This is a genomic window from Glaciihabitans sp. dw_435 (assembly GCF_018449675.1).
Classification (GTDB): Bacteria; Actinomycetota; Actinomycetes; order Actinomycetales; family Microbacteriaceae; genus Glaciihabitans.
This window is the reverse complement of the sequence record NZ_JAAVUZ010000003.1, coordinates 161,448-182,358: the sequence shown is the minus strand read 5'-3', so window position 1 is coordinate 182,358 and position 20,911 is coordinate 161,448. Positions and strand designations below refer to the sequence as shown.

General features: G+C 68.0%; 20 protein-coding genes. 2 read left to right on the top strand and 18 right to left on the bottom strand.

The annotated features are described in order from the left end of the window. Positions 1-10 precede the first annotated feature (10 nt). The 8 genes from HB677_RS05765 to fdhD are packed head-to-tail and all read right to left on the bottom strand — an operon-like array spanning position 11 to position 7,769. Positions 11-631 (bottom strand): Trp biosynthesis-associated membrane protein, encoded by a 621-nt coding sequence (locus HB677_RS05765; protein WP_213814724.1) that lies wholly within the window; start codon positions 629-631, stop codon positions 11-13. Next, positions 632-2,179 (bottom strand): anthranilate synthase component I, encoded by a 1,548-nt coding sequence (locus HB677_RS05760; protein ID WP_374193785.1) that lies wholly within the window; start codon positions 2,177-2,179, stop codon positions 632-634. Then, on the bottom strand, positions 2,172-2,561 hold the full coding sequence (gene hisI / locus HB677_RS05755) for a phosphoribosyl-AMP cyclohydrolase (RefSeq protein ID WP_213814723.1): 390 nt from the start codon (positions 2,559-2,561) through the stop codon (positions 2,172-2,174). The genes HB677_RS05760 and hisI overlap by 8 nt, the downstream gene beginning before the upstream one ends. Then, a complete protein-coding gene (hisF, locus tag HB677_RS05750; protein WP_213814722.1) occupies positions 2,558-3,319 on the bottom strand; it encodes an imidazole glycerol phosphate synthase subunit HisF in 762 nt (253 codons plus the stop codon). Before hisF ends, hisI begins: the two co-directional genes overlap by 4 nt. A gap of 2 nt (positions 3,320-3,321) precedes the next feature. After that, entirely contained in the window at positions 3,322-4,161 is an 840-nt protein-coding gene (gene hisG / locus HB677_RS05745) for an ATP phosphoribosyltransferase (protein ID WP_213814721.1), read from the bottom strand. A 55-nt stretch (positions 4,162-4,216) separates the two neighbouring features. After that, positions 4,217-4,480: a phosphoribosyl-ATP diphosphatase gene (locus HB677_RS05740; RefSeq protein WP_213814720.1), complete on the bottom strand. Its 264-nt coding sequence runs from the start codon at positions 4,478-4,480 to the stop codon at positions 4,217-4,219. Further along, positions 4,477-6,867: an FdhF/YdeP family oxidoreductase gene (locus tag HB677_RS05735; RefSeq protein ID WP_213814719.1), complete on the bottom strand. Its 2,391-nt coding sequence runs from the start codon at positions 6,865-6,867 to the stop codon at positions 4,477-4,479. Before HB677_RS05735 ends, HB677_RS05740 begins: the two co-directional genes overlap by 4 nt. Continuing rightward, positions 6,864-7,769, bottom strand: a complete 906-nt coding sequence (fdhD, locus tag HB677_RS05730; protein ID WP_213814718.1) for a formate dehydrogenase accessory sulfurtransferase FdhD — start codon at positions 7,767-7,769, stop codon at positions 6,864-6,866. The genes HB677_RS05735 and fdhD overlap by 4 nt, the downstream gene beginning before the upstream one ends. Before the next feature lie 112 nt (positions 7,770-7,881). On the opposite strand from fdhD, the gene HB677_RS18310 reads away from it, so the two are divergent. Together HB677_RS18310 and HB677_RS05720 are read left to right on the top strand one after the other, a co-directional pair. After that, positions 7,882-8,922 (top strand): DUF6457 domain-containing protein, encoded by a 1,041-nt coding sequence (locus HB677_RS18310; RefSeq protein ID WP_255546253.1) that lies wholly within the window; start codon positions 7,882-7,884, stop codon positions 8,920-8,922. Further along, entirely contained in the window at positions 8,919-10,130 is a 1,212-nt protein-coding gene (locus tag HB677_RS05720) for a molybdopterin molybdotransferase MoeA (protein ID WP_213814717.1), read from the top strand. The genes HB677_RS18310 and HB677_RS05720 overlap by 4 nt, the downstream gene beginning before the upstream one ends. 32 nt (positions 10,131-10,162) lie before the next feature. Here the strand turns inward: HB677_RS05720 and HB677_RS05715 are convergent, their stop codons facing one another. The 10 genes from HB677_RS05715 to rpoZ form a co-directional block, all read right to left on the bottom strand. After that, entirely contained in the window at positions 10,163-10,537 is a 375-nt protein-coding gene (locus HB677_RS05715; RefSeq protein WP_213814716.1) for an FKBP-type peptidyl-prolyl cis-trans isomerase, read from the bottom strand. Between the two features lie 15 nt (positions 10,538-10,552). Further along, positions 10,553-11,968: an 8-oxoguanine deaminase gene (locus HB677_RS05710; RefSeq protein ID WP_213814715.1), complete on the bottom strand. Its 1,416-nt coding sequence runs from the start codon at positions 11,966-11,968 to the stop codon at positions 10,553-10,555. 44 nt (positions 11,969-12,012) lie between these two features. Continuing rightward, the gene (locus tag HB677_RS05705; protein WP_213814714.1) at positions 12,013-12,981 is read right to left on the bottom strand and encodes a nucleoside hydrolase; all 969 of its coding nucleotides are present in this window, start codon (positions 12,979-12,981) and stop codon (positions 12,013-12,015) included. Positions 12,982-13,090: 109 nt separating this feature from the next. After that, entirely contained in the window at positions 13,091-13,759 is a 669-nt protein-coding gene (gene rpe / locus HB677_RS05700; protein ID WP_213814713.1) for a ribulose-phosphate 3-epimerase, read from the bottom strand. Positions 13,760-13,762: 3 nt separating this feature from the next. Beyond that, entirely contained in the window at positions 13,763-15,130 is a 1,368-nt protein-coding gene (locus HB677_RS05695) for an RsmB/NOP family class I SAM-dependent RNA methyltransferase (RefSeq protein WP_213814712.1), read from the bottom strand. Then, on the bottom strand, positions 15,127-16,047 hold the full coding sequence (gene fmt / locus HB677_RS05690; RefSeq protein WP_213814934.1) for a methionyl-tRNA formyltransferase: 921 nt from the start codon (positions 16,045-16,047) through the stop codon (positions 15,127-15,129). Before fmt ends, HB677_RS05695 begins: the two co-directional genes overlap by 4 nt. 62 nt (positions 16,048-16,109) lie before the next feature. Then, positions 16,110-18,125 carry a primosomal protein N' gene (locus HB677_RS05685; protein ID WP_213814711.1) on the bottom strand — a complete coding sequence of 672 codons (2,016 nt, stop codon included), beginning with the start codon at positions 18,123-18,125 and terminating at the stop codon, positions 16,110-16,112. Positions 18,126-18,142: 17 nt separating this feature from the next. Further along, positions 18,143-19,339, bottom strand: a complete 1,197-nt coding sequence (metK, locus tag HB677_RS05680) for a methionine adenosyltransferase (protein WP_213814710.1) — start codon at positions 19,337-19,339, stop codon at positions 18,143-18,145. A gap of 55 nt (positions 19,340-19,394) precedes the next feature. Further along, on the bottom strand, positions 19,395-20,576 hold the full coding sequence (gene coaBC / locus HB677_RS05675; RefSeq protein WP_213814933.1) for a bifunctional phosphopantothenoylcysteine decarboxylase/phosphopantothenate--cysteine ligase CoaBC: 1,182 nt from the start codon (positions 20,574-20,576) through the stop codon (positions 19,395-19,397). Positions 20,577-20,589: 13 nt separating this feature from the next. Beyond that, positions 20,590-20,853, bottom strand: a complete 264-nt coding sequence (rpoZ, locus tag HB677_RS05670; RefSeq protein WP_213814709.1) for a DNA-directed RNA polymerase subunit omega — start codon at positions 20,851-20,853, stop codon at positions 20,590-20,592. Positions 20,854-20,911 lie beyond the last annotated feature (58 nt).

The following is a 20,911-nucleotide window of genomic DNA, read 5'->3' as shown; positions in this document are numbered from 1 at the left end:
TGAAATAACTCTAGCGTGAGCCGGGTTGGTCGCTTGTCGGGTCATCCCCGCCGCTCAGCGCGTCCCAGTCTCCGACCGAGTCCCGCGGGGCGCTCGGATCGTCGAGACGGACGGCCTGGTACTTGCGGGACGCCATCGGCCAGCGACGGAAACTCACGAGGATGAACAGACCAACGAGGATCGTGAGCACCGCGGAGACGATGGCGAGCCAGGGCCACCACGTGAAGTCGACGCTCTCTACGAGGGCCGCCACGGACTTGTCGCCGGCGACACCCGTCGATGCGGTGATCAGCGACGACGAGGCATCCGCTGGGGAAGAAATCGAGGTGAGGGAGCTGAAGAGTGCCGTGGCGCCGAGCACGATCTCGAGGACGCCGAGGATGATGCGAAACACCGGTCCGGCGATCGTGAGTGCCGCGGCGAGGGCGAAGCTCGACAGCGCGAGGGCCGCCAGGGCCGGGGCGGCGGCGGTACCCACGACGTCGAGCGCCTTGGTCGGCACGTGGATGGTCCACCACTTCTGCGTCGTCGCCAGGAGCGTCAGGGCACCCAACACGATGATGAGCAGAATCGTACGCAGCCTCAGGCGACGGGACGCCGCCGAAGGCTTGGTCGGGACGACATCGGTCATTTAGAGCACTCTCCGCATTGCATTGGCAACCGCGACGGCGCGAAGCGGCGCTGCAGCCTTGTTCTGGGACTCGATGTGCTCGGTTGCGGGATCGGAATCCGCGACGAGTCCGGCACCGGCCTGTACCCGGGCCATTCCGCCCACGATGGTGGTCGTGCGGATCGCGATCGCGAGGTCGGCATCCCCGGCGAAGTCGAAGTATCCGACCACTCCTCCGTACACGCCGCGCTGGGCGGGCTCAAGAGCGTCGATGATCTCGAGGGCGCGCGGTTTCGGCGCGCCGCTGAGGGTTCCGGCGGGGAACGTCGCCCGGAAGACGTCGACCGAGCTCGCGGTGGGCAGCAGGTCGCCCTCCACCGTCGACACCAGGTGCATGATGTGGCTGAACCGTTCGACCTGCATGAACTCGGTCACCTCGACAGTGCCAGGGACGCAGACCTTGAGCAGGTCGTTGCGGGCGAGGTCGACGAGCATGAGGTGCTCGGCCTGCTCCTTCTCATCGGCGAGGAGATCCTCTGCCAACGTGATGTCGTGCTCGGGCGTGTCGCCGCGGGGGCGGGATCCAGCGATCGGATGCATCGTGACGCGACGGCGTTCCACCTTGACGAGGGCCTCAGGGGATGACCCGACAATCGTGTACGGCTCCCCCGCGGTGTCCACGAGCGTCAGCAGGTACATGTACGGCGACGGGTTCAGCGTGCGCAGCACCCGGTATACGTCGATCGGATGCGCGGTGATCTCGTGATCGAATCGCTGCGAGATGACGACCTGGAAGACGTCCCCGTCACGGATGTACTGCTTGGAGCGCTCGATCGCCTCGAAGAACTCCTCCTTCGCCACACGCGGAATCGGGGTAGGGGCCACCGTCAGGTCGACCTCGGCGAGCCAGGCCTCCGAGGGTACGGCGAGCTGGGTCTGCATGGCGTCGAGACGGCGCTGCGCGTCATCCCACAGGTCCTCGTCGGACTCTGTGCCGTCGCCGAGCGCCGCGGCGATCAGCAGCACGGATCCGGTGCGGTGGTCGAGCACAACGAGTTCCGCGACAAAGCTCATCGCCTGTCCGGGGACACTGAAGTCCGCGGGGGGAATGTTGGGCAGGTGTTCGATCTGCCGGATCGCTTCCCAGCCGATGAAACCGACGAGGCCGCCGGTCAGCGGCGGGTGTCCCTCGACGTGGGGCGTCGCCCATCGCTCGTAGAGATGACGGACCGCCTCGAGGGGCGCGTCCGGCGCGTCGGTTCCGAGCGCTCGATCGGCGGTGAGGCCGTAGTCCAGCCACACGGCGGAGTCGCCAAGCTGGGTGAGCACGCCAAAGGACCGCACGCCCACAAAGGAGTAACGCGACCAGATGCCGCCCTGCTCGGCGGATTCGAGCAGGAACGTTCCCGGCTTTCCCTCGCCCAGCTTGCGGTAGATGCCCACGGGCGTCTCGCCGTCGGCGAAGAGTTCGCGGATGACGGGGATCACCCGATGGCCGGCGGCGAGGCGTCCGGCGAAGTCGGCGCGGGTGGTGGTTCCGCGCATGCCCGTTCCTCCGGGCTCAGTCATCGGAGTGACCGAGGTGCGGCGTCAGCGGGTCCACGTCGAAGCAGGCGTGCGCGCCGGTGTGGCAGGCGGGCCCGTGCTGCTCGACGGTGAGCAGGAGCGTGTCGGCATCGCAGTCCAGTGCGGCGCCGCGCACGTACTGACGATTGCCGCTCGTGTCGCCCTTGCGCCAGTACTCCTCGCGGCTCCGGGACCAGAAGGTGACCCGGCCCTCGGTGAGGGTGCGACGGAGCGCTTCCTCGTTCATGTAGCCGAGCATCAGGACCTCGAGGGACCCCTCCTGCTGGATGATGGCGGGCAACAGCCCCTTGTCGTCGAACTTCACGCGCGACAGAACGGCACCGACGGTCTCGTCGGTCAGTTCGGTCTGCAGTTTCTCGATCATCTCGTCACCATTCCCGCGTCGGCCAACGCGTGCTTCACGTCGCCGACGGTCAATTCTCCATTGTGGAACACGGATGCCGCGAGAACCGCATCGGCACCGGCCTGGATCGCCGGCGCAAAGTGCTCGACTGCGCCCGCTCCCCCGCTCGCGATGACGGGCACGCTGCTGATCTCCCGCATCGCGGTGATCAACTCGAGATCGAATCCCGCCTTGGTGCCGTCCGCGTCGATCGAGTTGACGAGCAGCTCGCCGGCGCCCCGCTCGATGGCTTCCTGTGCCCACGCGAGGGCGTCCAGGGTGGTCTGGGTGCGCCCACCGTGCGTCGTGACGACAAAGCCGCTCGGCATGGCGGCGTTCCGCGTGATGTCGAGGCTCAGCACGATCACCTGGGCGCCGAAGCGATCCGCGATCTCGCCGATCACGGCCGGGCGCGCGATCGCGCCGCTGTTGATGCCCACCTTGTCGGCACCGCTGGCGAGCAGGCGTGCCACGTCGTCGGGCTTGCGCACGCCGCCGCCGACGGTCAGCGGGATGAAGACCTGTTCAGCAGTCGCCCGCACGACGTCGTACATCGTGTCGCGCTCGTCAACGGTGGCGGTGACGTCAAGAAAGGTGATCTCGTCGGCACCCTGCTCGTAGTACCTGCGCGCGAGTTCGATGGGGTCGCCCGCATCGCGCAGATTGAGGAAGTTGACGCCCTTGACCACGCGACCAGCGGCGACGTCGAGACAGGGAATGACTCTCACGGCCAGTGACATGACTAGATCCGTGCTGCGTGAATGGAGCTGACCAGGATGGCGCGGGCTCCGAGTTCGTAGAGCCTGTCCATCACGTGGTTCGTCTCGGTGCGGGGAACCATGGCGCGCACCGCGACCCACTCGGGATCGTGCAGCGGCGAGACGGTCGGTGACTCGATGCCGGGGGTGACCTGGGTCGCCACATCGAGCAGCGCGACGGGCACGTCGTAGTCGATGAGTACGTACTGTCGTGCGACGAGCACTCCCTGCAGGCGACGCTGCAGCGTGGTGATTCCCGGCAGGTCGGAGCGGGCGCTTATGAGCACGGCCGTCGATTCGAGGATCACCGGGCCGAAGATCTCCAGGCCCTGTGCGCGCAGCGTCGAGCCGGTCGAGACGACGTCGGCGACGGCATCCGCTACTCCCAGCTTGACGGCCGATTCGACCGCCCCATCCAGGGAAACGAGCGTGGAGGTCACGCCATTGGCCGCGAGGAACTGCCCGACGAGGCCGGGGTAACTTGTCGCGACGCGCACGCCCTGCAGGTCGGCGAGGTCGGTGAACTTGCCGGGGGCGGCGGCGAAGCGGAAGGTGGACTGCCCGAAATCGAGACTGGAAATTTCTGTGGCGGATGACCCGGAGTCCAGCAGCAGGTCACGACCGGTGATCCCGACATCGAGGGCGCCCGATCCGACATAGGTGGCGATGTCCCGCGGGCGGAGGTAGAAGAACTCGACGTCGTTACGGGGATCGGCGACATTGAGGGCGCGGGGATCACGACGCCCGGAGTACCCGGCCTCGTAGAGCATCTCTGCGGCGGTCTCACTCAGTGAGCCCTTATTGGGCACGGCAACTTTCAGCATGGGGAGGCGTGTCTTTCAGGTCGAAGAAGAAGGGGAAGGGGTCTGCTGACGTGGCTTACAGATGTCGGTAGACATCGGCGAGAGTCAGGCCCTTCGCGACCATCATGACCTGCACGTGATAGAGCAGCTGCGACATTTCCTCTGCCGTCTCGACGTCCGACTGGAATTCGGCGGCCATCCAGACCTCTGCGGCCTCTTCGACAATCTTCTTGCCGATGGCGTGCACGCCGCCGTCGAGCTCCGCGACCGTCTCGGAGCCGGCAGGCCGGGACACGGCCTTCTCGCTCAGCTCTGCAAAAAGGTCGTCGAACGTCTTCATACCTCCAAGGGTACCGGTCCGGAGTCGGTGTCCGTGTCCGCGAGGCGGGCGGGTTCGAGCCGGACGATCACCGCCTTGGATACCGGTGTATTGCTGCGCTCCGACGCGCTGGACAGCGGCACGAGCACGTTGGCCTCCGGGTAGTAGGCGGCGGCGCATCCCTTGGCGGTGTCGTAGGACACCACCCGGTAGTTGCGGAGCACCCGGTCGGGCTCATCTCGCCACTCGCTGAAGATGTCGACCCGCTGGCCGTCCTCGAGCCCGAGTTCGGTGATGTCGTCCGGATTGACGAAGATCACGTCCCGTCCGTTGCGAATGCCGCGGTACCTGTCGTTGTTGCTGTAAATCGTGGTGTTGAACTGATCGTGCGCCCGCAGCGTCTGCAGGATGAGCCTGCCTGCCGGCCGCTCCACGTGCACGAGCTCGTTGACGGTCAGCATTGCCTTACCGGTCTTAGTGTTGAACGTGCGGGAGTCGCGCGGACCGTTCGGCAGGATGAATCCCGCCTTCTGCCGGATCTGCTCGTTGAAGCGCTCGAAGCCCGGCACCACCCGGCTGATCGAGTCACGGATGACGTCGTAGTCCGCTTCGAACGCGGCCCAGTCCACGGGGACCTTGTCGCCGAGAACCGCGGAGGCGAGGCGGGTGACGATCGATACCTCGGACAGCAACCGCGGATCGACGGGCGGAACCCGGCCGTGGGTCGCGTGCACTGCACACACGCTGTCTTCGACAGACAGGAACTGGGCACCCGACACCTGCAGGTCGACCTCGGTGCGGCCCATGGTCGGCAAAATGAGCGCCTCATCGCCGATCACGACGTGGGAACGGTTGAGCTTGGTCGAGACCTGCACCGTCATCTCGGCCCCGCGCATGGCTGCCTCCGCCACCGCGGTGTCGGAAATGGCCGACACCAGGTTGCCGCCCACCGCGAACCAGACCTTGATCTCACCGCGCTGCAGTGCCTCGATGGCCTTCAGCGAATCGGCGCCGTGTTCGCGCGGCGGCGAGAAGTGGAATTCCTTCTCGATCGCGTCGAGGAACGTGTCGGGCATCTGCTCCCAGATGCCCATCGTGCGGTCGCCCTGCACGTTGCTGTGGCCGCGGATCGGGGATGCCCCGGCTCCGGGTTTGCCGATATTGCCGCGCAACAACAGCAGGTTGATCACCTCGTGAAGGGTGTCGACGGCCTTGGTGTGCTGCGTGAGCCCCATCGCCCAGGTGATGATGACGCGGTCCGCGCTCATGTAGCGGGCGGCGAACTCGTCGATCTCCTCGGAGGTGAGGCCGGTCGCAAGCAGAACCTCCGCCTCGTCGAGGTTCGCGAGGTGCGCCCGCAGATCATCGAGGCCGAGGGTGTAGGTGTCCAGGAACTCGTGGTCGAGCACGGTGCCGGGCGCCTTCGCCTCGGCGTCGAGCACGCGCTTGGAGACCGCCTGCATGAGGGCCATGTCGCCACCCGACCGGATCTGCAGAAACTGGTCGGCCAGCGGCGTTCCCCTGCCGATGAGCCCCTTGACCTTCTGCGGGTTCTTGTATCGCAGCAGTCCGGCCTCCGGCAGCGGGTTCACCGCGACGATCTTCGCGCCCTTTTCCTTGGCATCCTCGAGCGCCGTCAGCATGCGCGGGTGGTTGGTTCCCGGATTCTGCCCCATGATCACGACGAGGTCCGTCTTCTCGAAGTCGTCATAGGCGATCGTCGACTTGCCGATCCCGATGGTCTCGCCGAGCGCTGTGCCGGTGGACTCGTGACACATGTTCGAACAGTCGGGGAGGTTATTGGTGCCGAAGGCCCGCACGAAGAGCTGGTAGACGAAGGCGGTCTCGTTTGCCGTGCGTCCGCTCGTGTAAAACGCCGCCTGGTCGGGTGAGTCGAGGCCGTTGAGCTCGTCGGCGACGATCGCGAACGCCTTCTCCCAGCTGATCGGCTCGTAGTGGTCCTTACCCTTCGGCTTGTAGACGGGTTCGACGAGCCGTCCCTGCAATCCCAGCCAGTATTCGGTCTGCTCGTTCAGCTCCGCGATCGAATGCTCCGCCCAGAAACTGGTGGGAATCGTGACCGGGGTCGCCTCCCACACGACGGCCCGTGCACCGTTCTCACAAAACTCGAGCGCCTTGCGGTTGTCCGGGTCGGGCCAGGCGCAACTCATGCAGTCGAAGCCGTCTTTTTGGTTGATCGCGGTCAGCAGCTTGGCGGTGCGGGCGGGCCCCATGTCCAGCAGCGCCGGCCGCATGGAACTCAGGATCGCGGGCAGTCCCACCGCCCACTTCTCGCGTTCGCCGACCTCGAGGTCCGGGTAGTCGTCGCTGGCAGGCTCGTTCACGGCCTTGCCACCGGTGTGACGAATCCGGGACGTGTCGCTCTTCGGTTCCGATTCCGTGGTCATCGTGCACCCGCCTTCTGTCGCTCCGGCTCGGTCACCGCCGATGCGGTTCCCGCCGTTCCGTCGGGGTCGGGACCGGATGTCACGCGCTGCTCCCCCGCGTACACGACCATGGAATTTCCGCGCAGGAAGCCGACCACCGTCAGACCGATCTCCGACGCGAGCTCGACGGCGAGTGATGATGGCGCCGACACGGCCGCGAGCATCGGAATGCCCGCCATGGACGCCTTCTGTGTCAGCTCGAAGCTTGCCCGCCCCGACACCATCAGCACCGTGCCCGTCAGGGGCAGGAGGTTTTCCTTGACGGCCCAGCCGATCACCTTGTCGACGGCGTTGTGCCGGCCGACGTCTTCCCGCAGCACGAGCATGCGTCCGGTGGTGCCATCGAACAGCGCTGCCGCGTGCAGGCCACCGGTCTTCTCGAAGACGTCCTGCCCGGCACGGAGGGCATCGGGGAAGGTCGCCAGCAGCGAGGAATCGATTCGCAGCGGGTCATCCGCCACCGCATAGTGGGAGAGAGTTCGCACGGCATCGATGCTGGCCTTGCCGCACAGACCGCAGGAGCTCGTGGTGTAGAAGTTGCGTTCGAGGCTCGGGTCGGGGGCCGGAACTCCGTAGGCGAGGGTGACGTCGAGCACGTTGTAAGTGTTCTCGCCGTCGACGGTGGCGCCCGCGCAGTAGCGGGCGGCGCCGAAGTCGTCGCCGTGGGCGATGACGCCCTCCGAGACCAGGAAGCCCGCCGCGAGGTCAAAGTCGTGGCCCGGAGTGCGCATGGTGATGGCAAGCGCTGTGCCACCCACCCGGATTTCGAGGGGTTCCTCGACCGCCAGGAAGTCCTCCCGGCGGCTCGGGGTGTTACCCACGGTGATTCTCGTGACGCGCCTGCGTGCGGTGATTCGTCCCATGCCTCCATGCCTAACACCGTCGGTCGGCGATAACAACGTGCACTGCCCACACGCGCAGGATAATTGCGGGAATGACCGCGACGGGCGGCACCGCGCAACATAGAGTGAAGCCATGACCTACGACGCCGTTGTGCTGGCCGGCGGCCGCTCGTCGCGACTGGGCGCCGGGCCGAAGGCGGCACTGGTGTACGACGGGGAAACGCTGCTCGCCCGCACTCTCGGGTCCGTGGCATCCGCCCGTCGCATCGTGATCGTGGGAGAGGTGTCCTCCCCCGCCGAATTGCCCGCGGGGGTTGGCCTCACGCGGGAGGAACCCGCCTTCTCTGGCCCCGCCGCCGCGATCGCCGCGGGCGTGAGCTATCTGGCAGACACGGGCGATGTTCCCTCGGAGTTCACCGTCGTGCTCGCGTGCGACATGCCGCTCGTGGCCGGGGCGGTGGAGGCACTGCTCGCGCCGGGCGTGCGTGCGGAGCTGACGGACGGTGTGGTGGATGGCTCTGTCGCGATCGATCGCGGCGGCCGCCACCAGCAACTCGCGGGAATCTACGCAACGGCAGCCCTGCGGCGTGCAGTCTCCGACAACGCGGGCGCTCTCGAGAACCTCCCGGTGCGGACGCTGTTTGCCCGGCTGCGGTTATCGGGCATCCCTGCGCCCGACGGCACCACCGACGACATCGACACCCCCGCGCACGCACGGGCGTTCGGGATTGCCCTGCCCGACGGTCCGCCGACGCACCCCACCACGACCACCCCCGACCCGAGCGCACCACCCGAGAGCAACGGAGCACCGATGAGTCACGACAGCACACCCCTGACCGACGACGAGAAGACCGCAGTGCTTGCCGCCTGGTCGCAGAAGCTCACCGCGGAGCTGGGCATTCGCGGTGTCGCCGCCACCATCGACATCGACGCGGTCCTCGGGCTGGCGGGGGTCGCCGCCCACGCGGTGCTGCGCCCCGCCGCACCCCTCACCACCTACATCGTCGGGTACGCGGCCGGACTCGCGGCCGCGCGCGGAGAGATCTCCGCCACCGAGGCGTTCGACGACGCCGTCGCCATCGCGAAGACCCTTGCCCGCGCCGAGCAAGACGATGACCCACAGGCCGGCGCCGGCCAGACCGAGACCGAACACAGCGAGGCCGGCACCGCGTGACCGCGGGCCACACGACGCAGCACCCGCTGGCGGGGCATCCCCGCAGCCTGTCCTGGTCCTCGGCCGTCGCGGCAAGCTATGCCGCTGCATCGCCCCTTGGCCGGCAGCTAGTCGCCCTGCCCGACGCGGTCGGCCGGGTGCTGGCGGCCGACGTGCGCGCGCTGCACGACGTGCCCCACTACGCGTCTTCCGCCATGGACGGCTGGGCCGTGTGCGCTGACGAGCCGTGGACGATCGTCCCGGCCGGGCAGCTTGTCCCGGGACAGGCGTCGCGCGTTGTTACGGGCGGGCTGATTCCCCCGGGCGCCACGGCCGTGCTGCGCAGTGAGCTCGAGAGCGTCGCGGGCTCCGAGCTGCGGACCGTCGCGGGAGGCCACCCGCCGCGGCCCGGCCAGCACATCCGGCCATCGGGCGAGGAAGCCCGCCGGGGTGAGACAGTGCTACGCGCCGGCGAGGTGCTCAACCCGGCGTCTGTCGCACTGGCGGCGGGCTGTGGACTCGACGGCGTCGACGTTACGGCGATCCCGCGGGTTGGCCTGGTGTTCACCGGCGACGAGGTCGTTCTCTCCGGTATCCCGGCACCCGGCCGCGTGCGCGACAGCTTCGGTCCGCAGCTTCCCGCGTTCGTGACCAGCCTCGGCGGCGGGGTCGCGTCGGCATCCCGGGCGAGTGACAGCCTCGCCTCGACGATCGCGGCGATCGATGGAAGTGGGACGGATGACACGGACGTCGTCATCACGACCGGCGGCACCGGTCACTCCCCCGTCGATTTCCTCCGCACCGCCCTCGCGGCGCTGCACGCCGACCTCCTCATCGACGGAATCGCCATGCGTCCGGGAGGCCCGACCCTGCTCGCGCGTCTGCCCGACGGGCGGTTCGTGGTGTGCCTGCCCGGAAACCCCCTTGCCGCGATGATGGGCATGCTCACCGTGGTGCACCCGCTCCTCGCCGCGCTGTCCGGTCGCCCGGCGCCGGCGCGCACGCGGGTGACTGTCGCATCGCCGGTCGAGGGTCGCGATGAGACAACGTTGCTGGTGCCGTTCCGTCTCAGTGACGGGCTCGCCGTACCAAATCCCTGGCGGGGCTCGGGAATGATGCGCGGCCTCGCCTCCGCCAGCGGGGTGCTCGTGGTCCCCGCAGAGGGATTAACCGAAAACGGGAGCGCCGAAGCGCTCCCGTTGCCGTGGGTAGGTGTGACGGCGGTCTGAACCGACGCCACACCCACCGGTGTTGCTTATCGTTACTTGACGCCCAGCAGGTCGATCACGAAGATCAGCGTGCGGCCGGAGAGGCGGTGACCTCCGCCGGCGGGGCCGTAGGCAAGGTGCGGGGGCGTGATGAGCTGGCGGCGTCCACCGACCTTCATGCCGGGGATGCCCTCCTGCCAACCCTTGATGAGTCCCTGCAGCGGGAAGGTGATCGACTGGCCGCGTCCCCAGCTGGAGTCGAACTCCTCGCCGGACTCGAAGTCGACTCCGAGGTAGTGCACGTCAACGGTGGCTCCGGGCGCGGCTTCCTCGCCCGTTCCCTCTTCGATGTCAATGATGACGAGCTCGGTGGGCTCTTCGCCCTCGTAGAACTCGATCTCTGGCTTGGTCTTGGGTGAATCAGTCATGGGACTATCCAAGCACTAGTGACCGGCGCGTGTGGCCAATTCACGTGCTGCCCTGGTCGCGGCCGCGGCAACCGTTGGCTCATCGACGCGGGTGAGCTCGCCGTTCTCCACGACCGTGCGGCCGTGCACGAGGAGGCGGGTCAACGGAGGCTGGGCGCCCAGGGTGAGCGCGGCAACCGGATCCGCGATTCCCGCGTGCTCCACGCCGTCGACCTTCCACAGGGCGATGTCGGCGAGTTTGCCGACCTCGATGGAACCGATCTCGCCGTCGCGACCGAGTACGCGGGCGCCGCCCATCGTCGCGATGTAGAGGCCCTGGCGCCCGGTCATCCCGTCCGCGCCCGCACGGAGTCGGTTCATGAGCACCGCCTGCCGGATCTCGCTGCCGAGCTGGCCCGACTCGTTGGACGCGGAGCCGTCGACTCCGAGACCCACCGGAACGCCCGCGGCCAACAACTGCGGCACGGGGGCGATGCCGGCCGCCAGTCGGGCGTTGGACGACGGGCAGTGCGCGACGCCGGTGCCCGTTGCCGCGAAACGCCCGATTGCCTCGTCGTCGAGGTGCACACAGTGCGCCATCCACACGTCGTCGCCCAGCCAGCCGAGATCCTCGAGGTACTGGGTCGGGGTCTTGCCAAACTTCTCGAGGCAGAACGCGTCTTCCTCGACAGTCTCGGAGCCGTGCGTGTGCAGGCGCACGTTCTTCGAGCGGGCCAGCACGGCGGCTTCGCTGAGGAGATCGGATGTCACGGAGAACGGCGAGCACGGTGCGATGGCGATCTGCACCATCGCCTCCCGCGATGGGTCGTGGTAGAGGTCCACGGCGTCGGCGCTGGCCTGCAGTGCTGCGGAGGTCGTCTCGACGGCGAAGTCCGGCGGGAGTCCGCCCTGGGAGCGACCGAGGTCCATCGAGCCGCGGGTGCCGTGCAGGCGCACCCCCACGCGGGACGCCGCGGCCACGATGCCCCCGAGGATGTCGCCGGAGTCTTTCGGGAAGACGTAGTGGTGGTCGGCGACGGTGGAGCAGCCCGAACGGGCGAGCACCGAGATCGCTGCCTCCGCTCCCGCCTCCACGAGGTCGGCGTCGATCATCGACCACGCCGGGTACAGCGCCACGAGCCAGTCGAAGAGGATGTTGTCCTGCGCCCAGCCGCGCGTGAGCCACTGGTACAAGTGGTGATGGGTGTTGATCAGCCCGGGCGTCAGCAGGTGGCCCGTGCCATCGATGACCTCGATGTGCGGCGGGGTGGCGTAGACCTCGCCCGCGGCGCCTCCCCCACGCACCGCCCACTCCGGCGGAATTCCGGCGCCGACGGCGACGATCGTCGCGTCGTCAATTACCACGTAGCCGTCCGGATGCTCCGTGCCGAGGGCGTCCACGGTGGCGATGGTCGCCCCGGAAATGATGGTGCGTGCGGTGGGGTCGGTCATCGGGGGGCTCCTGACGTGCGGGTAGACGGGGACGGGCGCGGGACTCAGAGGGTGAGCAGCGCCGCGAGCAGGGTGGGGGCGAAGTCCTGCTCGAGGGAGAGCACCACGCGGCAGTGCGCGCCGGGTTGCTCGGGGAAGCCCACGAGATAACCGCGCAGGTCGCAGATCGTCTGGCCACGGCCGGGGCCATCGGTGTCGTCCACGAGAACACTCACGACCGGGGCGGACTTCAGCGCGATGTCGCCCACGGCGATGGCGGCGGCCAGCGGGTCGTGGAGGGCACTTGCCCGCTCCCCGTAGGTGCCGACGTAGAAGTCGAAGTAGAAGTCGAGCATCTGCCCGAGGGCGACGGGGACCGTTTGCTCCGACTCGACGAGCGCCCGCTGGTCGGACTCCTCGAAGCGGTGGCTGATGGTCACGTCAAGGGGCACGAGGGTGACGAACCAGTCAGCGGCGAGCACCTCCGCCGCGGCATCCGCATCGTTGCCAATGTTGGCCTCCGCGACCGGGGTGATGTTTCCGGGCGCCATGGCGGCGCCGCCCATGATGGTGACGGTCTTGACGAGGGTGGTGAGCTGCGGCTCGAGGCGCAGCGCTTCGGCGATGTTGGTGAGGGGCCCGATTGCTACGAGGTGCAGCTCGCCGGCGTACTCCCGTGCCATGCGCACGAGGAGCTCGGCCGCGGTCTCATCGACGACCGGTGTCGCGGATTCCGGCAGGAGCACGTCGCCGATTCCATTGGCGCCGTGCACGTGGAGGGCACCGCCGTCGAAGGTTCCGCGCTGCGGCTCGGCGTTACCGATCGCGACGGGGATATCCGCGCGGCCGGAGAGTTCCAGCAGGTCGAGGGTGTTGCGCGCGCCGCGTTCCGCGGACACGTTGCCGCTCACGGTGCCGATGCCGACCAGATCGACGGTGTCGCTGGCCAGCAGGTAGCCGAGCGCAAGGGCGTCATCGATTCCCGTGTCGCAGTCGAGGAAGAAGGGGCGGCGGGGTTCGAGGGATGCGCTCATGATGCTCCGGTGGTGAGGTGCGGCTAGTGCTGCAGTGCGGGGGTGAGAGGTGGTGCGTTAGCGGGCTGCGGCGACACCGGCGGCGACGCAGCGAGGGTGGGGCGAGGTGTCAGTGCGCGTGGACGTGCGCGCGCGCGGTTTCGCGCAGCAGGTCGATCTGGGCGGCCGGGTCATCCGCTTTAAAGACGCTGGAGCCGGCCACGAAGGTGTCGGCTCCCGCCTCGGCAGCGATGACGATGGTCTTCTCGGTGATGCCACCGTCGACCTGCAGCCAAACATCGAGACCGGTGGATGACACGGCCTCCCGCAGCAGGTGCAGTTTGGGCATCGTCGACTCGATGAAGCTCTGGCCACCGAAGCCCGGCTCGACGGTCATCACGAGCACCTGGTCGAACTCAGCAAGCAGTTCGAGGTAGGGCTCGACGGGCGTGCCGGGCTTCAGTGCAATGCCGGCGCGGGCCCCGATGTCACGGAGTTTGCGGGCGAGTGCGACCGCGTCCCGTGCGGCCTCGGCGTGGAAGGTGACCGAATAGGCGCCGAGTTCGGCGTAGCCGGGGGCCCAGCGGTCGGGGTCGTCGATCATCAGGTGAATGTCGAGCGGGATGGTGGCGAGCTCCTGCAGTCGCTCCGTCATCGCGGGTCCGAACGTGAGATTCGGAACGAAATGGTTGTCCATGATGTCGACGTGCACGAGGTCGGCGGACGCGATTCTGCCCAGCTCCCGCTCGAAGTTCGCGAAATCGGCGGCAAGAATACTGGGGTTGATACGCACAGACATGGTCTAGACCCTACCGAGTAGCTGGATGAACATGGCGTCGGTGCCGTGGCGGTGCGGCCACAGCTGCACGTGCTCGCTCTCGGGCAGGTCGAGGGGCTCGTTGGTGACGGCGCCGAGCACCTCCTGAGTGTTGATCTTCTCCATCGGGACGCCGGAGCGACGCAGGGCCGTCTGAACGATGACCTTCGTCTCGCCGAGGTGCGGTGAACAGGTCACGTAGGCGAGAATCCCACCGGGCTTGAGCGCCTTCATGGCCGACTCGATGAGCTTCTGCTGCACGTCGGCGAGCTGGGCGACGTCCTTCGGCTGCTTGCGCCAGCGGGCTTCCGGACGGCGACGGAGGGCGCCGAGGCCGGTGCACGGGGCATCCAGCAGAATGCGATCGAAGGTCTCGGGATACCTGTCGCCGATCGTGGTGCCGTCGAGCTCCCAGACCTCGGGCGCGGGGGTGAACACCGCAAGCGCCTTGCGCACCAGTTCGGCGCGGGCGGGCACGAGTTCGTTGGCGATGAGGGTCGCTCCCGCGGCGCGGGCTTCCGCCACCAGCAGGGCAGCCTTGCCGCCGGGGCCCGCACACAGATCGAGCCACACCTCGCCTTCGGTGGCCGGACGGGCACGGCTGAGGGCGAGGGCGGCGAGCTGAGAGCCCTCGTCCTGCACCCGGGCGGCGCCATGGCGCACAGCGTCGAGCTTCATGGGATCCCCGCCGTCGAGTGTCGCCCCGACCGGGGAGAACGGGCTCGGGTACGCGTCGAGCTCGGCGATCGTGGACTTGCCGGGTAGCGCGACGAGGCTGACGCGCGGCGGAACGTTGTCCGCCGACAGCAGCGAATACAGCTCTTCCTCGCGACCCTCGGCGGTCAGTGCCTGGCGGAATGCGCGGATGACCCACTGGGGGTGAGAGAACTCGAGGGACAACCGCTCGTCATCGCTCTTGGCGCTGTCGAGGACACGGACGCGCCAGTCATCCGCTTCCGTCCTCGTGATCGTGCGCAGCACGCCGTTGACGAAGCCTGTCGCCGAATTCGACCCGACCGTCTTGGCGAGCGAGACTGCCTCGTCGACGGCGGCGTGCTGGGCGACGCGCATCGAGAGCAGCTGGTGGCTGGCAAGGCGGAGCACGTCGAGGATGGCGGGGTCGATCTTGTCCGTCGAGCGCCCTGCGGCGAGCTCGATGACGCGGTCGTAGTAGCCGCGCATGCGCAGCGTGCCGTACGTCAGTTCGGTCGCGAAGCCGGCGTCGGCCTCGGAGAGCTTCGCGCGCTCGAGGCGCACGGGAAGCAGCAGGTTGGCGTACGCGTCGGATTCGCGCACCGCCATGATGACGTCGAGCGCGATGCGGCGCGCCGGCTGGATCTTCAGGTCGTTCATGAGGCTATTGATTCACTTCCCGCGGGTCGCCCGCGCCACCAGTCTGCGGCCGCCATGGCCTTCTTGCCCGCGGGATGAACCGTGAGCACGTGTATCGGATCGGTCGAGGTCCCGACGAGCAGGGCCTTTCCCGAGAGGGAGAATTCTCCGGGGGCAAGGCGCGGGGTGTCCCGCGCGATGGAGGCATCGAGGATCTTCAGTCGCGCGCCATCGAGTGTCGTGTACGCGCCCGGCTCCGGCGTCACGCCGCGGATGAGGTTGGTCACGGTGTGTGCGTCACGCGTCCAGTCGATGCGGCCGTCCTCGAGGGTGAGTTTGGGAGCGAGGGTGACGTCACCGACCTGCGGTTCCGCACGCGCAGTGCCATCCGCCATGGCGTCGACGACCCGCGTGAGCAGCTGGGCGCCGGAGTCGGCAAGCGACTCGAGCAGGTGACCGGCGGTCTCGAGCTTTCCAATGGACTGGGTCAGCTGGCCGAAGGAGTCGCCGGCATCCAGCTCCGGCACCAGCTGGAACACCGTGGCGCCCGTGAGGTCGTCGCCGGCCATGATGGACCGCTGCACGGGAGCGGCGCCTCGCCAGCGCGGCAGGAGCGAGAAGTGCAGGTTGATCCAACCCAGACGCGGGGCCGACAGCAGCGGTTCGCGCACCAGCCCGCCATAGGCGACGATGACGCCGAGGTCAGGGTTCAGGGCCGTGATGGCGTCGGTGGCCTCGCCGGCGAGGCGGTTGGCCTTGATGACGGGAAGTCCGAGCTCGTCGGCGGTGTCGGCCACGGGCGTCTGTGTGAGAATGGCGCGCCGACCCTGGGGCGAGTCTGCCCGGGTGAGTACGGCAAGCACCGTGTGCTCGCTGGCGGCGAGGGCGCGGAGGCTTGGCACTGCTGCCGAGGGGCTTCCAGCGAAGACGAGCGACAGGGGAGGCATCCGTCTATTCTCCCGCAGCGAAGTGTCGTCCGCGTGACACGGGGCGGAGCCGCCTACTCGCCGAACGGTTCGACGTCGTCAAACCGCACCCGCAGGCTCGGGGGCAGCGGCGGGCGGGGACCCTTGACCCCCGCGGATTTGCGCCGCGTGGTGGCGTTGCGGATGACCTCCGCCCGCAGTGTCGCCGCAACTTCGGCCCCATGGGAGTAGTCGAACCGCACGATGGTGCGTACCGATCCCGGGTCGGTGTCGACGGGCCCGAGAAGGTCTTCGCCGGCGACTGGGAGGGCGCCGAGCGCCGTGGTGACGGCGTCCAGGGGTCCGGTGACGGTCGCGACCCGCACGGCGGGCGGAAAGCGCAGGCGGCGGCGGTCGCCGAGTTCGGAGCGCGCATAGTCCGCGTGCCGCCAGGTGGCGAGGGTGGATGCCAGTGCGCCGCCGACACCGACGAGCACCGAGGGTGCCCCGCGCCGGGCAAGAGCGATGGCATTGGACCACCAGCGCAGGCAGTCTTCTCCCACCCGCAGGCTCTCGCGGGCGACCATGCGTTCCCCGTCGAGCAGCAGGACTGCGTGGTACCCGCCCGCCGCGATGGGTTCGGCCCCGCGCGTGGCGATCACGAGAGCGGGCTCGGACCCCACGGTGAGGATCGGACGTTCCCCGTCGGCGATGATGATCCGCACCCCCGGGAATGCCCGACCGAGGTCTTCCGCCGTGCGGCTGGCTCCCGCGCCGACGAACCGGAGCTTCGTGCCATCGCAATTGGTGCAGTGCCAGTTGGCCGCCAGGGCCCCGCACCAAGTGCAGGCGGGAGTCGAGTGTTGGGTCTTCTGCCCGAGCGGCCCCTCGCAGATCATGCACCGGGCGGACTGGCGGCAGTCGGCGCAGGCCAGCCGCGGCGCATATCCGGGTCGGGCCACCTGCACGAGCACCGGACCGTGTTCGAGGGCCGCCCGCGCCTCGCGCCACGCGCTGGAGGGGATGCGTGCCTGGGCCGCGAGCCGGTCGGTCGACTGTTGCTGCGCGGTCGGGATGACCTTGGGACGATACGTGGGAACGGGAGACACGGATGTGAGCCAGCCGAGCTCCACGAGGCGCTCGACCTCGGTGCTGCGCGAGTGACCGAGAAAGATCAGCGAGGCGCCCTGCTGTTCCTGACGGAGAAGAGCTGCATCGCGGGTGTGCACATAGGGACTGAGGGGTTCGCTGTGCAGGGGGTCGCCGTCGTCCCACACCGCGATCAGGCCGAGTCGCGCGGCGGGGGCGTACATGACCGACCGGTTTCCGACGATCGCGAGCGGCACATCGCCGAGGCACCGCAGGAATGCGCGGTAGCGATCGGGATTGGACTGCTTGGCGTCCAGTCGCACAATACGGTCCGCGGGCAACACTGCCCGCAGGGCGGACATCAACTGCTCCTGGTCGCGGTAGTCGGGCACCGCGAGTATCGCCGACTTGCCTGCCTCCAGGCTCAGCGCGGCCGCGGAAGCCATGGTGACGGCCCAGGTGCCCACCCAGACGTCCGGTTCGACCTCGTGCACAAGCGGCACCGCGTCGAGCGCGAGCCGACCGCCGGTGAGCACCGCGTGTTCGACCACGCCCGTCTCGTAGTGTTCGACCGCGGCAGCGACGACGGGTTCCGGCAGGAAGGCGTCCGCCTCCGGCGCATCGTCCGCCGCGTCCTCGGTCGGTGGGGGGCTCGTCGCGGCCAGATACGCCTTCTCGACGCGCACCTGGCGCTTGGGGATGGCGAGACGCACGATGTCGGTGGCGGAGCCGGCGGCCCGGTCCGCGGCCTTGCGCGCGAGACGGGCGATCTCGGGCGTGAGAACGGGGATGGGTGACACCACCGAGTCGAGGTCGCTCAGGACGCCGGTGTAATCCCCCGCGTCGACGAGCTCGACCAGGTAGCCGTCAGCCACCCGGCCCGCCGAACGCAACGGTACCTTGACCCTGACGCCCGGCTGGGCCGCGTCACGAAGCTCGTCGGGGACACGGTAATCGAAGAGCCGGTCGAGCTGCGGCAGGGGGGAATCGACGAGCACCCGTGCGATGGATGCTGAATGCATGAGGGGGGCCGTGCCCGCTAGAGCCTGGCGGCGGTGCGCAGCGCCTCGACGCGGTCGAGCCGCTCCCACGTGAAGTCGGGAAGCTCCCGACCGAAGTGACCGTAGGTTGCCGTCTGCGCGTAGATGGGGCGCAAAAGATCGAGGTCGCGGATGATCGCGCCGGGGCGCAAATCAAACACGTCCTTGATGGCCGTGATGATCGTCTCATCGTCGGTGTGGCCGGTGCCAAAGCTTTCGACGTAGAGACCGACCGGCGATGCCTTGCCGATGGCGTAGGCGACCTGCACTTCGAGGCGGTCGGCGAGACCCGCGGCCACCGCGTTCTTCGCGACCCAGCGCATTGCGTACGCGGCGGACCTGTCTACCTTCGACGGGTCCTTACCGCTGAAGGCGCCACCACCGTGGCGGGAGGCTCCGCCGTAGGTGTCGACGATAATCTTGCGTCCGGTGAGACCGGCATCCCCCTGCGGTCCGCCGATGTGGAAGACACCCGTGGGGTTGATGAGAATGCGCGCGTCGTTGGAGTCGAGGCTCACGCGATCCAGGACCGGGCGGATGACAAGTTCTTCGATCTGGCGGCGCAGTTCGTCCGTCGAGATCGACGGGGAGTGCTGGGTGGAGACCACCACGGTCTCGATGGAGCGGGGAACCGCTCCCTCGTAGCCGACGGTGACCTGGGTCTTGCCGTCGGGACGCAGGTAGTCAACCAGTCCGCTCTTGCGGACCTCGGCGAGGCGTTCGGCCAGTCGGTGGGCAAGCCAGATCGGAACTGGCATGAGCTCCGGGGTCTCGGTCGTCGCGTACCCGAACATGATGCCCTGGTCGCCGGCGCCCTGAAGGTCATCCGCGTCGACGCTCGAACCCTCGCGGGTCTCGATGGCGTTGTCCACGCCCTGGGCGATGTCGGGCGACTGTCCCCCAATAGACACGGACACACCGCAAGAGCGGCCGTCGAACCAGACATCGGACGAGTTGTAGCCGATGTCGGAGATGCGCTTGCGCACGATCGAGGGGATGTCGACGTATCCGCTGGTGGTGACCTCACCGGCAACGTGCACGAGACCGGTTGTTACCAGCGTCTCGACGGCAACACGGGCGTGCGGGTCGACCTCCAGCAACGCGTCGAGGATGCTGTCGCTGATCTGGTCACAGATCTTGTCGGGATGACCTTCGGTCACCGACTCGGACGTGAACAGGCGCAACGGGGTACTCATGCGGTAACTCCAACGGGTATTTCGTGGTGGTGTGATGTGCCGGAACGCGGAGGGTTCACGACACCAGATCGAGAATACGGTCGGCCACCGACAGCTTGGACCCTGAGGCCTCGCCCACTATATCCCCGGCGCTATTGAGAACGACGACTGCGTTACCCTCTGTGGCAAAACCCACCGTCCAGCCCACCGTGTTGAGGACAAGATAATCGCTTCCCTTGCGCGCGATCTTGGTGCGACCAAGCTCCAGCAGCGCGTCGCGGTCACTCTCGGTCTCCGCGGCGAAACCAACGATTACCTGTCCGTCGGGACGCGTCAGCGCCAGGTCGTGCAGGATGTCGGGGTTCTTGACGAGCGAGAGCGTCATGCGGTCGCCCGTGGAGTCCTTCTTGATCTTGCTCTCCACCACCGTCTCGGGACGGAAGTCGGCTACTGCCGCCGCCATGATGACGAGATGGGCGGATGGCGCGGACGAGTGCACCGCGTCGGACAGCTCCAGTGCCGACCCCACGTGCACGACGGTAACGCCGGCCGGGGCATCCACTTCCAGATTGGCGCCGACCAGGGTGACGTCCGCGCCTCGTGCGGCGGCGGCCGCGGCAAGCGCCACGCCCTGCCTTCCACTGGAACGGTTGCCGATGAAGCGCACGGGGTCGAGTGGTTCGCGCGTGCCGCCGGCGGTGATCAGAACACGACGGCCTGCGAGGTCGCGCGTGCGGCCGGCGATAGCCAGGGCCGCGTCGACGATGGCGTCGGGCTCGGACATGCGGCCGATACCCGAGTCCTTGCCGGTGAGCTGACCGGATTCGGGTCCGACGAGGTGGATGCCGCGGGACCGCAGCAGGGCGACGTTGGCGACGGTCGCGGGGTTGCGCCACATCTCGGTGTGCATCGCGGGAGCAAGCACGATGGGCGCGGTGCTGGCGAGAATCGTGTTGCCCAGCAGGTCGTCGGCGATGCCGGCGGCGAGCTTCGCCATGAAGGAGGCGGTGGCGGGCGCAACGACAATGAGGTCCGCCTCCTGGCCCATGGCCACGTGGCGAACCTCAGAGACCCCCTCGTAGAGGTCTGTGTTGACGGGATTGCGGCTGATCGCCTCAAACGTCGGCTTGCCGACGAAGCGAAGAGCCGCGTCGGTGGCGATCACACGAACGGAGTGACCGGCGAGTACGAGGGAACGCACAACGCCCACTGCCTTATAGGCCGCGATTCCGCCGGTGACGCCAACGACGATGTTCAGTGACGGAACCGAACTACTCGGTTTCCATCAGCGACGTGATGACGAGCTTGTCGTCGTTGATCTCACGCAGCGCGACGGAGAGCGGCTTGTCGTCGATGGTCGAGTCGACCAGCGGTCCGACGTTGTCGAAGAGGCTTCCCTCGTGCAGGTCGGCGTAGTAATCGTTGATCTGGCGGGCACGCTTGGAGGCGAAGATCACCAGGGCGTACTTCGAGTCAACCTTGGTGAGGAGCTCGTCGATGGGCGGGTCGATGATTCCGGTCTGCTTGTCAGCCACGTAGGACTCCTTGCGATAGAGCGATGCGAAAAGAAAAAAGCGAAGATTGGGCGCCGGT

Bases quoted from the DNA above. Each gene is read 5' to 3' on its own strand.
- HB677_RS05735 (WP_213814719.1), bottom strand. From the start codon at position 6,867: ATGACCACGGAATCGGAACCGAAGAGCGACACGTCCCGGATTCGTCAC.
- hisF (WP_213814722.1), bottom strand. From the start codon at position 3,319: ATGTCACTGGCCGTGAGAGTCATTCCCTGTCTCGACGTCGCCGCTGGT.
- HB677_RS05705 (WP_213814714.1), bottom strand. From the start codon at position 12,981: ATGAGCGCATCCCTCGAACCCCGCCGCCCCTTCTTCCTCGACTGCGAC.
- fdhD (WP_213814718.1), bottom strand. From the start codon at position 7,769: ATGGGACGAATCACCGCACGCAGGCGCGTCACGAGAATCACCGTGGGT.
- hisI (WP_213814723.1), bottom strand. From the start codon at position 2,561: ATGATCGAGAAACTGCAGACCGAACTGACCGACGAGACCGTCGGTGCC.
- HB677_RS05710 (WP_213814715.1), bottom strand. From the start codon at position 11,968: ATGACCGACCCCACCGCACGCACCATCATTTCCGGGGCGACCATCGCC.
- HB677_RS05760 (WP_374193785.1), bottom strand. From the start codon at position 2,179: ATGACTGAGCCCGGAGGAACGGGCATGCGCGGAACCACCACCCGCGCC.
- HB677_RS05685 (WP_213814711.1), bottom strand. From the start codon at position 18,125: ATGCATTCAGCATCCATCGCACGGGTGCTCGTCGATTCCCCCCTGCCG.
- HB677_RS05740 (WP_213814720.1), bottom strand. From the start codon at position 4,480: ATGAAGACGTTCGACGACCTTTTTGCAGAGCTGAGCGAGAAGGCCGTG.
- hisG (WP_213814721.1), bottom strand. From the start codon at position 4,161: ATGCTGAAAGTTGCCGTGCCCAATAAGGGCTCACTGAGTGAGACCGCC.
- HB677_RS05715 (WP_213814716.1), bottom strand. From the start codon at position 10,537: ATGACTGATTCACCCAAGACCAAGCCAGAGATCGAGTTCTACGAGGGC.
- HB677_RS05765 (WP_213814724.1), bottom strand. From the start codon at position 631: ATGACCGATGTCGTCCCGACCAAGCCTTCGGCGGCGTCCCGTCGCCTG.
- HB677_RS18310 (WP_255546253.1), top strand. From the start codon at position 7,882: ATGACCTACGACGCCGTTGTGCTGGCCGGCGGCCGCTCGTCGCGACTG.
- HB677_RS05695 (WP_213814712.1), bottom strand. From the start codon at position 15,130: ATGAACGACCTGAAGATCCAGCCGGCGCGCCGCATCGCGCTCGACGTC.
- metK (WP_213814710.1), bottom strand. From the start codon at position 19,339: ATGAGTACCCCGTTGCGCCTGTTCACGTCCGAGTCGGTGACCGAAGGT.
- rpe (WP_213814713.1), bottom strand. From the start codon at position 13,759: ATGTCTGTGCGTATCAACCCCAGTATTCTTGCCGCCGATTTCGCGAAC.